This window comes from Sphingomonas sp. PAMC 26621, assembly GCF_000251145.1.
Classification (GTDB): Bacteria; Pseudomonadota; Alphaproteobacteria; order Sphingomonadales; family Sphingomonadaceae; genus Sphingomonas.
The window spans coordinates 254,240-268,561 of record NZ_AIDW01000004.1; the positions used below are offsets into that span (position 1 = coordinate 254,240).

At 67.3% G+C, this 14,322-nt stretch carries 12 protein-coding genes; 7 read left to right on the forward strand and 5 right to left on the reverse strand.

Annotation, left to right across the window (positions count from 1 at the left end; genetic code table 11):
• Positions 1-6 precede the first annotated feature (6 nt).
• Together RI03_RS02495 and RI03_RS23990 are read left to right on the forward strand one after the other, a co-directional pair.
• Positions 7-1,206 carry a pyridoxal phosphate-dependent aminotransferase gene (locus tag RI03_RS02495; protein WP_010214945.1) on the forward strand — a complete coding sequence of 400 codons (1,200 nt, stop codon included), beginning with the start codon at positions 7-9 and terminating at the stop codon, positions 1,204-1,206.
• A gap of 132 nt (positions 1,207-1,338) precedes the next feature.
• Positions 1,339-1,476 (forward strand): hypothetical protein, encoded by a 138-nt coding sequence (locus tag RI03_RS23990; RefSeq protein ID WP_170318333.1) that lies wholly within the window; start codon positions 1,339-1,341, stop codon positions 1,474-1,476.
• A 195-nt stretch (positions 1,477-1,671) separates the two neighbouring features.
• On the opposite strand, the gene pepN is transcribed toward RI03_RS23990, so the two are convergent.
• The gene (pepN, locus tag RI03_RS02500) at positions 1,672-4,278 is read right to left on the reverse strand and encodes an aminopeptidase N (protein WP_010214946.1); all 2,607 of its coding nucleotides are present in this window, start codon (positions 4,276-4,278) and stop codon (positions 1,672-1,674) included.
• 98 nt (positions 4,279-4,376) lie between these two features.
• On the opposite strand from pepN, the gene RI03_RS02505 reads away from it, so the two are divergent.
• Complete coding sequence (locus tag RI03_RS02505; RefSeq protein WP_010214947.1) at positions 4,377-5,981, forward strand: M28 family peptidase; 1,605 nt, start codon at positions 4,377-4,379, stop codon at positions 5,979-5,981.
• A 384-nt stretch (positions 5,982-6,365) separates the two neighbouring features.
• On the forward strand, positions 6,366-7,202 hold the full coding sequence (locus tag RI03_RS02510; protein ID WP_010214949.1) for an epimerase: 837 nt from the start codon (positions 6,366-6,368) through the stop codon (positions 7,200-7,202).
• Here RI03_RS02510 and RI03_RS02515 read toward each other — a convergent pair.
• From RI03_RS02515 to lepB, 4 genes are all read right to left on the reverse strand, one after another.
• Positions 7,112-8,041 (reverse strand): DMT family transporter, encoded by a 930-nt coding sequence (locus RI03_RS02515; protein ID WP_010214951.1) that lies wholly within the window; start codon positions 8,039-8,041, stop codon positions 7,112-7,114. The two genes, RI03_RS02510 and RI03_RS02515, sit on opposite strands and share 91 nt — an antisense overlap.
• A complete protein-coding gene (locus RI03_RS02520) occupies positions 8,038-9,039 on the reverse strand; it encodes a threonine aldolase family protein (RefSeq protein WP_010214953.1) in 1,002 nt (333 codons plus the stop codon). The genes RI03_RS02515 and RI03_RS02520 overlap by 4 nt, the downstream gene beginning before the upstream one ends.
• A gap of 208 nt (positions 9,040-9,247) precedes the next feature.
• Positions 9,248-9,913 (reverse strand): ribonuclease III, encoded by a 666-nt coding sequence (gene rnc, locus RI03_RS02525; protein WP_010214954.1) that lies wholly within the window; start codon positions 9,911-9,913, stop codon positions 9,248-9,250.
• On the reverse strand, positions 9,910-10,752 hold the full coding sequence (gene lepB / locus RI03_RS02530) for a signal peptidase I (protein WP_010214955.1): 843 nt from the start codon (positions 10,750-10,752) through the stop codon (positions 9,910-9,912). The genes rnc and lepB overlap by 4 nt, the downstream gene beginning before the upstream one ends.
• Positions 10,753-10,866: 114 nt before the next feature.
• Between lepB and pgi the strand changes: the two genes are divergently transcribed.
• From pgi to gorA, 3 genes are all read left to right on the forward strand, one after another.
• Complete coding sequence (pgi, locus tag RI03_RS02535; protein WP_010161020.1) at positions 10,867-12,357, forward strand: glucose-6-phosphate isomerase; 1,491 nt, start codon at positions 10,867-10,869, stop codon at positions 12,355-12,357.
• Positions 12,354-12,728, forward strand: a complete 375-nt coding sequence (locus RI03_RS02540) for a DUF4174 domain-containing protein (protein WP_010214956.1) — start codon at positions 12,354-12,356, stop codon at positions 12,726-12,728. Before pgi ends, RI03_RS02540 begins: the two co-directional genes overlap by 4 nt.
• 87 nt (positions 12,729-12,815) lie before the next feature.
• Positions 12,816-14,165: a glutathione-disulfide reductase gene (gene gorA / locus RI03_RS02545; RefSeq protein ID WP_010214957.1), complete on the forward strand. Its 1,350-nt coding sequence runs from the start codon at positions 12,816-12,818 to the stop codon at positions 14,163-14,165.
• The last annotated feature ends 157 nt before the right edge of the window (positions 14,166-14,322 follow it).

The following is a 14,322-nucleotide window of genomic DNA, read 5'->3' on the forward strand; positions in this document are numbered from 1 at the left end:
TTTGCTATGCACCCCTCCGCCGCGCTCAACCGGATCAAGCCATCGCCGACGCTGGCAATCACGTCGCGCGTGCAGGAATTGAAGCGCGCGGGCGTCGACGTGATCGGCCTCGGCGCTGGTGAACCCGATTTCGATACCCCCGATTTCGTCAAGGAAGCCGCGATCAAGGCGATCCGGGACGGCCAGACCAAATATACCAACGTCGACGGCACGCCCGAGCTGAAGGCGGCGATCGCCGCCAAGTTCACGCGCGACAATGGCCTGACCTATGCAGCGGACCAGATCAGCGTGAACGTCGGCGGGAAGCACACGCTGTTCAACGTGATCGTCGCGACCGTCGAAGCGGGCGACGAGGTGATCGTCCCCGCGCCCTATTGGGTCAGCTACCCCGACGTCGTGCTGTTCGCAGGCGGCACACCCGTGTTCGTCGCGGCTGGCCCCGAGCAGGGCTACAAGCTGCTCCCCGAGCAGCTCGAGGCGGCGATCACGCCCCGGACCAAGTGGGTGATCCTCAACTCGCCGTCCAACCCGACGGGCGCGGCCTATACCGCCGCCGAGCTCAAGGCGCTGGGCGATGTGCTCGAGCGGCATCCGCACGTGTGGATCTTCTCGGACGATATGTACGAGCACATCCTGTACGACGGCTTCGAATTCGCGACGATCGCGCAGGTCTGCCCGTCGCTGTACGAGCGCACGCTGACGGTGAACGGTTGCTCCAAGGCCTACGCGATGACCGGCTGGCGGATCGGCTTCGCGGGGGGCGCGTCGTGGCTGATCAAGGCGATGGCCAAGCTGCAGTCGCAATCGACCAGCAACCCCTGCTCGATCGCGCAGGCGGCGGCGGTGGCGGCGCTCAACGGCGACCAGTCGTTCCTCAAGGACCGTGCGGCCGCATTCCAGGTGCGGCGCGATCTGGTGGTCGGGATGCTCAACGATGCCGAAGGGATTACCTGCCCCAAGCCCGATGGTGCGTTCTACGTATATCCGGAGTTCTCCGCGCTGATCGGCAAGTCGACCCCGTCGGGCAAGCTGATCGACAGCGACGAGGCGATGGTCGCCTATCTGCTCGACGATGCAAAGGTTGCGGCGGTGCAGGGTGCGGCGTTCGGTCTGTCGCCCGCGATGCGGATCTCCTATGCGACCTCGGACGTGCTGCTGAAATCGGCATGCGAGCGGATCCAGGCAGCATGCTCGGCGCTCCGATGAACCGTATCCGAAACGATCGTTCAGCTTTTGGCAACGCTGCGTTTGCGATTTGGCTCTTGTCGCGGTGCAGCATCAGGACGATCTGACCGCTACGTTTTCCGGCGTTCCTGCCGGCGACGAAGAGGTAAGACGATGCGCCGCATCCTGAAGTCCGATTTCATCTGGCAGTTCGTTGGCGGTTTCGCGCTGGGCGCGGTTGCGCTCGTCACGTTGCACCCGGTCGAGGGCGCGCACGCCGCGATGCGGACCGAGGTTGCGGCGACGCGCTGAAGCGCGTTTGCGGTGCCGGCTGTGCTCGGCCCCGCGCCCATTTTTCGTGATTCCCACCGCCACCCATTCGTCATTCCCGCGAAGGCGGGAAGCCATTGATACTAGCGGTGTGTAAGGCGGGCGCCGCCAGCCAGTATGGATCCCCGCCTCCGCGGGGATGACGGTTTGGGGGGTGGAGACACACCCCCCCCGGACCTACCCCTCCAGACTCTTCGACGCCTGTTCGAACATGTCCTTCGACAGCCCCGGCGTCGCCACGATCCGCTCCAGCTCCGCGCGCATCAGCCCGGCACGCGCCGTATCGAACCGCCGCCACCGGCCCAGCGGCGGGATCAGCTTGGCCGCGGTCTGCGGGTTGAGCTTGTCGAGCGCGATCAACTGGTCCGCCAGGAAGCGATACCCCGCCCCCGATGCCGCATTGAACGCACGCTGGTTCACCCCGAACGCACCGATCAGCGCGCGCGCGCGGTTGGGGTTGGACAAGGTGAAGTCGCGATGCCGCGACAGCGCCTCGACCGCCGCGCCGGTATCGTCGCGCGGGGCCATCGCCTGCACCGAGAACCACTTGTCGAGCACCAGCGCATTGTCGCTGTAGCGGTTGTAGAAGATGTCGAGCGCGGGCTCGCGCTGCGGGGCTTCGCCGCCGACCAACGTGGTGAGCGCGCTCTGCCGGTCGGTCATGTTGTCCGCCGCCTCGAACTGCGCGAACGCGAGGTCGCCCGCGTCCGACGCGCCCGATGCCGCGATATAGCCGAGCGCGACCGCCTTGAGCCGGCGCTGGCCCTTCGCGTCGGGTGAATAGACATAGCCGCCGGCGGTGTTGGCGCGGGCGCGATCGTAGGCCGACCGCCATTCACTCTCCAGCGCACGTCCGATGTCGCGGCGGAGCGACTCGCGCGTGCGGAAGATCGCCTCGGGGTCGACGATCGCCAACTGGTCGCCGATGAAGCTCTCCGACGGGAGCAGCACCGCCTCGGCGATGAACGCCGAGTCGAGCTTCGCGTCGGCAAGCGTGCCCTTGATCGCGGCAACCACCGCCGCATGATCCGCGCGGCCGTTCGATGCGCCCTGGACGAGCGTATCGAGCATCAGCTGCTGGAGCGCCTCGTAGCGCGCGAACGGATCGTCGTCGTGCGCGCCGAGGAAGGCGAGGTCTTCGGCACTCCGGTCGGTCGCGATGATCGCGGGTGCGGAGAAGCCGCGGTTGATCGACAGCACGGGCCGCTCGGTGACGGTCTCGAACACGATCGTCTGCTCGGCATCGGTCAGCAGGATCGTCTGTTCGTCGGTCAGCGCGTGGCCGGTCTCCGCACCGAACAGCTTGATCTTGAGCGGGAGGACGACCGGTAGCTTGTCCGACTGGCCGGGCGTCGGCGGGGTGCGCTGCGTCAGCACCAGTTCGGCGCGCGCCGAGCCCAGGTGGTGCGTCAGCGACGCGGTGACGCGTGGCGTGCCCGCCTGTCCGTACCAGCGGCGGAATTGCGCAAGGTCGACCCCGCTCGCGTCCTCGAGGCTCGCGACGAAGTCCTCGCAGGTCGCGGCGGTCCCGTCGAACCGGTCGAAATACAGGTCGGTGCCCGCGCGGAAGCGGTCCGGGCCGAGGATCGTGGCCAGCATCCGGATGATCTCGGCACCCTTGTTGTAGATCGTCGCGGTGTAGAAGTTCGAGATTTCCTGATACGCGTCCGGCCGGATCGGGTGCGCGAGCGGCCCCGCATCTTCCGGGAATTGCGCGGCGCGCAGGCCCCGGACGTCCTCGATCCGCTTGACCGCGGCGGAGCCCTGGTCGGCGGAGAAGGTCTGGTCGCGGTAGACCGTGAAGCCTTCCTTCAGCGAGAGCTGGAACCAGTCGCGGCAGGTGACTCGGTTGCCCGACCAGTTGTGAAAATATTCGTGCGCGACGACCGCGGCGATCGCGTCGTAATCGTAATCGGTCGCGGTGTCGGGGTCCGCCAGGATGTAGCGGCTGTTGAAGATGTTGAGCCCCTTGTTCTCCATCGCGCCGAAGTTGAAATCGTCGACCGCGACGATGTTGAACACGTCGAGGTCATATTCGCGGCCATAGGTCCGCTCGTCCCACGCCATTGAAGTCTTGAGCGCGTCGAGCGCGTGGTGCGTGCGCTCCAGATCCGCCGCGCGGACCCAGATGCCGAGCTCGACCGTCCGGCCCGAGGCGGTGACGAACGTGCCGCGATTGACCGCGAGATCGCCCGCGACCAGCGCGAACAGATAGCACGGCTTGGGGAAGGGATCGTTCCACTCCGCCCAATGCCGCCCGTCGCCCGCATCGCCCTGCGCGACCGGGTCGCCATTCGCGAGCAGCACCGGATAGCGCGCCTTGTCCGCGGTCATCCGCACGGTGTAGCGGCTGAGCACGTCGGGCCGGTCGGGGAAGAAGGTGATGCGGCGGAAGCCCTCCGCCTCGCACTGGGTGCAGAGGTTCCCGCCCGAGGCATAGAGCCCCATCAGCTGCGTGTTGCGATCGGGCGCGATCTCGACTTCGGTCTCGATGACGTGCGCCGAGCCCGTCAGGTGGAGCAGCAGCGCACCGTCCTCGATCACCCAGTCGTTGACTTGCGCACCGTCGACCTTGACCGACAGCAGCGTCTGGCCCTCGCCGTCGAGCCGCAGCGGGCGATCATGCGCGTCGGTGCGGAGCACGTGGAGCGTTGCCTTCACCCGCGTCTTCGCCGGATCGAGATCGAAATCCAGCGCGATTTCCGGAACCTGCCAGTCGGGCGCGGTATAGTCCGCGCGGCGGGTGACGTGCGGCTGGGCGAGGCTGGTCTGGATATCGAGCATGTCCCGAGATGTAAGGGGGGCATGCGCGCGGTGCCACCGAAATCGGTTTTGCCGGTCATGGCGCTTGTCTCGCCTCGCGGCGCTGCTACCCGAGGGCGATGCGTAGCTCCGTCCTCACCGCGCTGGCGGCCCTTTCCCTGACCACGACGTCTTTCGCGCAGACGCCGCCCGTCTTGCCCGACGATCAGGCGCAGATGAAGGCGCATGTGCTGTTCCTGGCGTCCGATGCGCTGCGCGGGCGCGAGGCGGCGAGCCCCGAATATCGTATCGCGGCGGAATATGTCGCGGCGCAGTTCTTCGCGGCGGGGCTGGCACCCGCGGGCGATGCCGGCGGGTATCTCCAGAAGGTGCCGCTCGTCGCGTTTCACCCCGCGGACCACGGCGACGTGGTGCTGACGCGCCCCGGCACCGCACCGCAGCCATTTGTCTTTGCCGAGGATTACACGCCGGGGGCAATCGCCGGCGCGGCGCGGACGACGCTCGATGCGCCGGTCGTGTTCGTCGGGCACGGGCTGGTCGCGCCGCGCTACAAGCGCGACGATTATGCCGGGGTCGACGTGCGCGGCAAGGTCGTCGCGCTCTTCGCTGGTGCGCCCGCAAGTTTCCAGAGCGAGGAACGTGCGCATTTCCAGAGCCCCGCGACCAAGGCGGCGATCGCGGCGGCGCATGGCGCGGTCGGCGTGATCGTCCTGTCGCGCGGCACCCTGCCGCCCGGCGGCGGCGGGTGGGACCGCGCCCGCACGACCTGGGCGCGGCCCGACGGGACCGGCGAGATGCAGGGCGCGCCGATGCTCGCAACGCTCAGCGCAGGCGGCGCGGCCAAGCTGTTCGCGGGTGCGCGGACGCCGTGGAAGACGATCCTCGCCAAGGCGAGCGACGGCGAAGCGCGCTTCGCCGCCGAGCCGCTCGGCGCGAACCTCGCGGTCGCGATCCGCACCGTGTTCGAGGCGGGCACGAGCGCGAATGTCGCCGGGATGATCCGCGGCAGCGACCCCGCGCTCGGCAAGGACGTCGTCGTGCTGTCGGCGCATCTCGACCATCTCGGGGTCAAGGCCGAGGGGACGGGCGACCTGATCTACAATGGCGCGGAGGACAATGCGGTCGGGATCGCTGCGTTGATCGAGGAGGCGAAACGTTTCAAGGCATCGGGCAGGCCGCCGCGCCGCTCGATCCTGTTCCTCGCAGTGACCGCCGAGGAGAAGGGGCTCGTCGGCTCGGACTATTTCGCAAGGCATCCGACCGTGCCGATCCGGAGCATCGTCGCGGACGTCAATCTCGACATGCCGATCCTGTCCTATCCGTTCGAGGACATGACCGTGTTCGGCGCGGATCGCTCGACGCTCGGGCCGATCGTGGCGAAGGCGGTCGGGACGCTGGGGGTGACGATGTCGCCCGATCCCGATCCCGCGCAGGGGATCTTCGTGCGGTCGGACCATTATCGTTTCGTCCAGCAGGGCGTGCCCTCGGTGTTCCTGTGGCCGGGGCAGAAGGGCCCGGGCAAGGCCGCGACCGCGGAGTTCTTCGCGAAGCGGTATCACCAGGTCTCGGACGATCTGGCGCAGCCGATCGACTGGGCGCAGGGGATCCGCTTCGTGAACGCGAATTACGCAATCGCGCGCGAGATCGCCGATGGCGACGCGCGGCCGCGGTGGAACAAGGGCGATTTCTTCGGGCTGCTCTATGGGGGGTATGGCGCGAAGTGAAGGTTACGCCCGCCTTCGCTTCCCCGGCGAAGGCGAGACCTCTGCGAAAGTCGGTTCACGGACCCCTCGTTTGCTGTTTTCCCGCGAAGGCGGGAATCCAGGGCCAAGCAAAACAACTGCTTACAGTTCCCGCGACTCCTGGGCTCCCGCCTTCGCGGGAGAACAATTATGGTTTCGCAGAGGTCTCGCGAAGGCCGGGGCTCGTAGCGATAGCCGCAGGAACATGACCGTCCGTCTGGCCGTTCGTTGCGAGGATAGTCGGGAATCCCCCGTCCGTTCGTTTCGAGCGTAGTCGAGAAACCTGCGCTGTGCCCGGTTTCTCGATTACGCTCGAAACGAACGGTCGGGGCTATTGAAGTGTACCCGGCGAACTGAGGAACCGTCATGCGCCTGTTGATCTTCGGCCTCGGCTACACCGCGCAACACCTCGCGGACCGGTTGCGCAAGGACGGCTGGCGCGTCACCGGCACCAGCCGCGATGGCCGCGCCGGGACGATCCGCTTCGACGATACGGATGCGGTGCGGCGCGAGATCGCGGTGGCGACCCACGTGCTATCCTCGGTTCCGCCAGCGAACGAGGCCGACCCCGTCCTCGCGACCTATGGCGCGGACCTCGACCGGCTGGGCGGGTGGCGCGGGTATTTGTCGTCGACCGGCGTCTATGGCGACGCCAATGGCGCATGGGTCGACGAGACCACCCCGACCGGCACCGGCCGCCGCAGCGCGCGCGCCGAGGCGGATGCGGCGTGGCTTGCGGCGGGCGCGCACGTGTTCCGGCTGCCGGGCATCTACGGCCCCGGGCGCTCGCCGCTCGACCGCGTCGCGAGCGGCGCGGCGCACCGAATCGAAGCACCGGGGCAGGTGTTCAGCCGCTGCCATGTCGAGGACATCGTCGCGGGGGTGATCGCGGGGGTGAATGGCCCGGCGGGCGCGTACAACCTCTCCGACGATCTGCCCGCGAGCCAGAACGACGTCGTCGACTTCGCCGCGCGGCTGCTCGGGATGGCCCCGCCACCGTTCGTCGCGCTCGAGACGCTGTCACCGATGGCGCAGGGTTTCTATGCCGAGAACCGCCGCGTCGCCAACGGCAAGGCCAAGCGCGTGCTCTACTGGAGCCCGCGCTACCCCGATTACCGCGCGGGTCTGCGCGCCCTCAAGGCGATGACCAGCCCGCCGACGACCAGCGCCGCGCCTGCCCCCGCAAGTGTCGACCAGCGATAGCCCTCGAACAGCGTCGACAGCAGCATCGCGATGACGGGGACGAGGACGCCCGAATAGGCCGCCTTCGCCGGGCCGATGACGCGGAGCACGCCGTAATAAAGCGGGAAGGCGACCGCCGAGGCGAACACGCCAAGGTACAATGTTGCCGCGACATAGCCGAACGTCGGCTCGAACACCGGCGGGCCGGTGGTAATCCAGGCGAACGCGCCGTCGAACAAGGCACCGAGGACCATCGCCACCGCGAGCATCGGGATCATCGGATAGCCCCGCGCGGTCTGCGTGCCCTGCATCACATTGGCGGTGGAGGCAGAGAAGATCGCGAGCACGGTAAACCCGATCCCGATCAGCACCTGCGTCGGCCCATGCGGATCGACCCGCATCTCGCGGACGAACAGCAGCGTCACCCCCGCCATCGCGACCCCCATCCCGATCACCAATTGCCGCCCGAGCTTCTGCCCGAGGAAGATCCGCCCGAACACCGCATTGGGGAGCAGCATCAGCGCGAACACCACCGCCACCAGCCCCGAGGTGATGTGCATTTCGGCGCGGTAGACGAAGTTGAAATTGAGGCAGAACTGGCTGAGCCCGAGCAGGATCGCGAACCGCCAGCCGCGCGCATCGAGCCGCAGTTTCTCGCGCCGCGCGAGCGCATAGCCCGCCATCACAATGCCCGCGATCAGGAAGCGGTACGTGACCGACCAGCTTGCGGGCACGACGCCCAATTGCCCGCGGATGACCAGCCAGGTCGATCCCCAGATCAGCGTCACGATCCCGAACGGGATCAGGATCGCGAGCTGGCTCGAGCGGGGTGGCCAGGCGCCGGGGGGCGCGGAACTCAAAGCGCGGCGATCGCGTCGGCGAGCGGGCGGATGTCCTCCGGCCTCTGGTCCCACGAAACGACCAGACGTGCCTCGCCGGGGCCCCAGTCGTAAAAGTCGAACCCGAGCGCGCGGAGTTTTGCGGCTTCCTCCGTGGTCACGCGGATGAACACCTCGTTCGCCTCGGTCGGATGGATTAGGCGGTCGCCCGCGCCCTGCGCCAGCAGCGCCGCCCCCGCATTGGCGTTGCGCGCGAGATCGAGCCACAGGTCGCCCTCGAGCATCGCGAGCAACTGCGCGGCGAGATAGCGACCCTTGCACAGCAGCATCCCGGCGCGCTTGCGGCGGTACAGCGTCGCGTCGGCGAGGTCGGTGTCGAAGAACACCAAAGCCTCCGCGTTCATCCCGCCGTTCTTGATGAACCCGAAGCTGAGCGCGGTGACGCCCGCGCGCCACGTCATGTCCGCAAGCGAGCAATCGGACGACGCGATCGCATTGGCAAACCGCGCACCGTCCATGTGCAGCCCGAGCTTGCGCGACTTGGCGAGATCCCCGATCGCGGCGACGTCGGCGGGCGAATAGACCCGGCCATATTCAGTCGCGTTGGTGATCGAGATCGCGTGCGGCTGGGTCTGGTGGACATCGTAGCGGGTGGCGTCGAGCACCGCGCTGATCGTCCCGGGCGTCAACTTCGCGCCGTCGCCCTCGGCCAGGAACAGCTTGGCACCATGGGTGTAGAATTCGGGTGCGCCGCATTCGTCGTTCTGGATATGCGCGTCGCGGTGGCAGATGATGCTCCCGTGCGGCGGGCACATCGCGGCGAGCGCGAGGCAGTTGGCGGCAGTGCCCGAGGGCACCCACAAGGCACGGACCTGCGTCTCGAACACTTCGGAGAAGCGCGCGTCGAGCTGTTTGCTCCAACGATCGCCGTCATAGGCGGTGTCGAGGGTGTTCGCATCGGCCATGGCGGCGAACAGGGCGGGGTGCACCGGGGCGGCATTATCGGAGAAGAAGCGCATGGGTCGTGCCTACGCGCGCGGTCGCGGGGGCGTCAACCGAAGGGAGGAGGGGCTAGGCGCGCTTCCTTCTGTAACTAACGCTTCCCCGGCGAAGGCCGGGGCCCAGGAGCGATGGTCGAGGTAACTGTGCGCAGTCGCCAGCAATCTCCTGTTCCTCGACTGGGCCCCGGCCTTCGCCGGGGAAGCGCAGGAGGTTGAAGTTGGGAAACTAGCGCAGCTTCTCCAGCAGTGCGGTCGCTGCCGCGGTCTCCGCTTCCTGCTTCGAGCTGCCCTCCGCCTCGGCCTCGGCAAACCCGCCCAACGCGACCTTCACGCGAAAGCGTGGCGCGTGATGCGGGCCCGACCGCTCCATCACCTCATAGATCGGCGCCTTGCGGTTGTTCGCCGCCGCCCATTCCTGCAGGCCGGATTTGGGATGCTGCGGTGCGGCCAGTTGCCGGCTCGCGCGGTCGCCCCAGCAGGTGCGGACCGCATGGCGCGCGCCCTCGAGCCCCGCTTCGAGATAGACCGCACCGATCAGCGCTTCCATCACGTCGCCCAGCACATTGTCGCTGTCCGACGCGCCGTCATCGCGCGCCTGCTTGCCGAGCTTGAGATACGGCACGACCCCGATCGACCGCGCGACATCGGCGCAGATCGCCCCCGTCACCAGCGCGTTCAGTCGCTTGGACAGTGCGCCTTCGGGCTCTTTCGGGAACAGCTCGAACAGCCACTCCGCCATTACCAGCCCGAGTACGCGATCGCCCAGGAACTCGAGCCGCTCGTAATTCGCCGCCGCCTGGCTGCCATGCGTCAGCGCGCGTTCGAACGGCGCGAGGTCGACCGGACGATGCCCGAAGCCGGCGGCAACCCAATCCTGCAACGAAACGGTCAAAAACCTTCCCCGATCCGCGACCAGCGCGCCGCGCTGAACCACGTCCACGGGAGCAGCCAGCTCGCCGAGCCATCGGTCGAGAAGAACGACACGACCGCCTTGCCCTCGATCCGCTCCATCGGCACGAACCCCATGCCCTGCGGCGGGTCGAACCGGCTGTCGCCACTGTCGTCGCGGTTATCGCCCATCACGAAGACGTTGCCTGCGGGGACCTGGTACACCGCGGTATCGTCCGCACTCGGCATCTCGCCGCGATCGAGCACCGCGTAGCTCTTGCCGTTGGGGAGCGTCTCGCGGAACTGGCGGTAGCGGCAGATCGGCTTGCCCGCCGCATCGGCATCCTCGAACTCGGCCGGGCATTCGGTCCCGCCCGGATAATTGGGCGAGAGCGGGATCGTGAAATCGGGCATCCGCACCTTGGGGATCGCCTTGTCGTTGAGGAACACCTGGCCACCGCGCATCTGGACGGTGTCGCCGGGCAGGCCGATCACGCGCTTGATCACGTCATGGTCCTCGCCCGGAGGTCCGCGGAACACGACCACGTCGCCGCGGGCCGGATCCCGCCCCAGGACCCGGCCGGGAATCAGCGGCAGCCCCCACGGGAGCGACCAGCGCGAATAACCGTAGTTCCATTTCGACACGAACAGGTAATCGCCGACGTACAGTCGCGGCAGCATCGACTGCGACGGAATGCTGAACGGCGCGAAGATGAAGCTGCGGAACACGAAAACGACGATCGCGAGCTTCAGGAAGAAGCTCAGCGTCTCGCGCGTCTCGGATTTGGCCGCGCGCGCGCGGGTTTTGCCGATCGGGGCGGGGGAGGGTTGGGTATCGGCCATGCGGCGCGGTTTGCGGGGGACGGAGCGCGTCGTCAAGCTGGCGGTTGTAACTGGGTGACGCTAGGGCGATCTACACCGGGATTCGACCAACCCCTTACAAGCAACGAGGTACTCATGGCAGCCGACTGGACCGCGATCGAGGGGCTTCCCAGCCCCCGGCTTGAAACCCTGTTCGCAGACGATGCCGAGCGGCTGGCGCGCTTCAGCGTCGACGTCGCGGGGATTCACTTCGACTGGTCGAAGACGCATCTGACCGAACAGGCGCTTGCCGCCTTCGAAACGCTTGCCAAGGCGCAGGACCTGCACGGCAAGCGCGAGGCGTTGTTCTCGGGTGCCGTCATCAACACGACCGAGGGCCGCGCCGCGACGCATGTCGCCGAACGCGGAGAGGGTTCCGAGGACGATGTCGCCGCCGCGCGCATCCTCCACGCACGGATGCGTGCGCTGATCGATGCGATCGAGGGCGGCGCGCTCGGGGAGATCCGTCACGTGCTCCACGTCGGGATCGGCGGCTCGGCGCTCGGGCCGGACCTGCTGGTCGATGCGCTGGGGCGTGAATCGGGCCGCTACGACGTTGCGATCGTCTCCAACGTGGACGGCGTCGCGCTCGAGGAAGCGTTCGCAAAGTTCGACCCGACCGCGACGCTGCTGGTCGTCGCGTCCAAGACCTTCACCACCAAGGAAACCATGCTCAACGCCGAATCGGTGATGCAGTGGATGGGCGAGGGTGGCGTCGACGACGTCTATGGCCGCGTGATCGCGCTGACCGCGGACCCCGACAAGGCGGTCGAATGGGGTGTCGACGAAACCCGCGTCCTGCCATTCGCGGAAAGCGTCGGTGGGCGTTATTCGCTCTGGTCGTCGATCGGCTTCCCCGCGGCGCTCGCGCTCGGCTGGGACGAGTTCTCGGACATGCTCGAGGGCGCGGGCGAGATGGACCGGCATTTCCGCCAGACTTCGCTGGCACACAACGCACCGGTTCTCGCTGCGTTTGCGGACCTGTATTACACCCACAACCGCCACGCCGAGACGCGCGCGACCTTCGCTTATGACGAGCGGTTGCGGCTGCTCCCGTCCTATCTCCAGCAGCTCGAGATGGAATCGAACGGCAAGGGCGTGACGATCGATGGCGAGCCGCTCAAGGGCCCGTCCGCGCCGATCACCTGGGGCGGGGTCGGCACCGATGCGCAGCATGCGGTGTTCCAGCTGCTGCATCAGGGTACGCATCTCGTTCCGGTCGAGTTCGTCGCGGTGATCGAGGCGGGCGATACGCTCGCCGAGGATCATCACCGCCAGCTGTTGCTCAACGCGTTCGCGCAAGGGGCCGCGCTGATGAAGGGCCGGCCCAATGATGATGCCGCGCGCAGCTATTCGGGCGACCGGCCGTCGTCGACGATCCTGCTCGACGATCTCGACGCGCGGACGCTGGGTGCGCTGATCGCCTTCTACGAACAGCGCGTGTTCGTGAATGCGGTGCTGATCGGGATCAACCCGTTCGACCAGTTCGGGGTCGAGCTCGGCAAGGAAATGGCCAAGGCGGCGGATGCGGGTGGTCAGGAATTCGACGTGTCGACCACCGACCTGATTAAGCGCGCGTTCGGATGATCGTGCTGGCGGCGGCGATGGCTTCGATGACGGTGGCGGACATGCGCCACCAGCGCCGGGTGCTGATCGTCGCCGCGCCCGGTATGGCGGATGCGCGCAGGGTCGCGCAGGACGCTGCATTGGCGGGGATGACCAAGGACCTCGACGACCGTGACGTGACGGTGGTCGAGGTTACGGGCGATACGGTGAAAGGCGCGGCGGACTCTGCCGCATCGCTGCGCGAACGGTGGCGGTTGCCCAAAGCGGCGTTTGGCGTGGTGCTGGTCGGCAAGGACGGGCACGCGGCGCTGCGCCGGTCCGCGCCGATCGACGCCGCCACGCTGGTCGCGACGATCGACGCGATGCCGATGCGCCGGGCGGGGCAACGCTAGCGATACGCGGATCTGTCCCGATCCGTGGGGGGCGGTGACCAACCAAGTTTACAGGCCGCGTGTTTCGCGGCTTGAGAAGGACAAGACATGGCTGAGTATGACTACGACCTCTTTGTCATCGGTGCAGGCTCCGGCGGCACCCGCGCCTCGCGCGTTGCGGCGGCGCATGGCGCGAAGGTCGCGGTGGCCGAGGAACATCGTGTCGGCGGCACCTGCGTCATCCGCGGCTGCGTGCCCAAGAAGCTGCTCGTCTATGGCGCGCATTTCGCGGAGGATCTGAAGGACGCGAAGCGGTTCGGCTGGGACGTGCCCGACAATCTCGGGTTCGACTGGGCGCGCCTGCGCGACAATGTGATGGAGGAGGTCGACCGGATCAACCGCGCCTATACCGACACGCTCAACAACAATGGCGTCGACATCATCCTCGACCGCGCGACCGTCACGGGTCCGCATTCGGTCCGGCTCGGCGACGGGCGCGAAGTGACCGCGGACAAGATCCTGATCGCGGTCGGTGCGACCCCGGTCGTCCCCGAATGCCCGGGGAGCGACCTCGGCATCACCTCGAACGAAGTGTTCCATCTCGACGCGCTCCCCAAGCGGATCCTGATCGCGGGCGCGGGCTATATCGCCAACGAGTTCGCGGGCATCTTCAACGAATTCGGCACCAAGGTGACGCTGATCAACCGGACCGACGTGATCCTGCGTGGGTACGACGAATCGATCCGTGACCGGCTGTTGCAAATATCTATCATGAAGGGGCTCGAATTCCGCTTCAACGCCGCCTTCCAGGGAATCGAGAAGCAGGCCGACGGGTGTCTCCGCGTGTCGATGACCGGGCATGAGCCGATCGACGTCGATTGCGTGCTGTTCGCGACCGGGCGGTCGCCCAACACCGAGGGGCTCGGGCTCGACAGCGCGGGCGTCACGATGGACGACAAGGGCGCGATCGTGGTCGACGAGGACAACAAGTCGACGTGTGACAGCATCTACGCGGTCGGCGACGTCACCAACCGCGTCCAGCTCACCCCGGTCGCGATCCGCGAGGGGCAGGCGTTCGCCGACACGATGTACGGCAACAAGCCGCACCGGGTGGATTACGAGAACATCCCCTCGGCGGTGTTCAGCCATCCCCCGATGGCGGGCGTCGGGCTGACCGAGGCGCAGGCGAAGAACAAGTTCGGCTCGGTCAAGGTCTACACGTCCGACTTCCGCCCGATGAAGAACGTGCTGGCGGGCCGCAACGAGCGCGCGCTGTACAAGATGGTGTGCAACGCCGAGACGGGCCAGGTGCTCGGGCTCCACATGATCGGGCCGGACTCGCCCGAGATCCTGCAGGCGGCGGCGGTCGCGGTGAAGGCCGGGCTGACCAAGGATGCGTTCGACCAGACCGTCGCACTGCACCCGTCGATGGCGGAGGAACTGGTGTTGCTGCGGTAAGGGCTGCTGGCCGTTACAACCGACCCCGCGTGCGCATCGCCCGATGCAGCACGCGGCACCCGCCCCACCCAGCGTCATGCTGAACTTGTTTCAGCATCCACCGCGCAACGATCTCGGACCGGACTTGCTGTACGGTGGACCCTGAAACGAGTTCAGG

What these genes read in the sequence shown, in the direction of transcription:
- RI03_RS02495 (WP_010214945.1), top strand. Translation starts at nt 7, where the DNA reads ATGCACCCCTCCGCCGCGCTCAACCGGATCAAGCCATCGCCGACGCTG.
- RI03_RS23990 (WP_170318333.1), top strand. Translation starts at nt 1,339, where the DNA reads ATGCGCCGCATCCTGAAGTCCGATTTCATCTGGCAGTTCGTTGGCGGT.
- gorA (WP_010214957.1), top strand. Translation starts at nt 12,816, where the DNA reads ATGGCTGAGTATGACTACGACCTCTTTGTCATCGGTGCAGGCTCCGGC.
- pgi (WP_010161020.1), top strand. Translation starts at nt 10,867, where the DNA reads ATGGCAGCCGACTGGACCGCGATCGAGGGGCTTCCCAGCCCCCGGCTT.
- pepN (WP_010214946.1), bottom strand. Translation starts at nt 4,278, where the DNA reads ATGCTCGATATCCAGACCAGCCTCGCCCAGCCGCACGTCACCCGCCGC.
- RI03_RS02520 (WP_010214953.1), bottom strand. Translation starts at nt 9,039, where the DNA reads ATGCGCTTCTTCTCCGATAATGCCGCCCCGGTGCACCCCGCCCTGTTC.
- RI03_RS02540 (WP_010214956.1), top strand. Translation starts at nt 12,354, where the DNA reads ATGATCGTGCTGGCGGCGGCGATGGCTTCGATGACGGTGGCGGACATG.
- lepB (WP_010214955.1), bottom strand. Translation starts at nt 10,752, where the DNA reads ATGGCCGATACCCAACCCTCCCCCGCCCCGATCGGCAAAACCCGCGCG.
- RI03_RS02510 (WP_010214949.1), top strand. Translation starts at nt 6,366, where the DNA reads ATGCGCCTGTTGATCTTCGGCCTCGGCTACACCGCGCAACACCTCGCG.
- RI03_RS02505 (WP_010214947.1), top strand. Translation starts at nt 4,377, where the DNA reads ATGCGTAGCTCCGTCCTCACCGCGCTGGCGGCCCTTTCCCTGACCACG.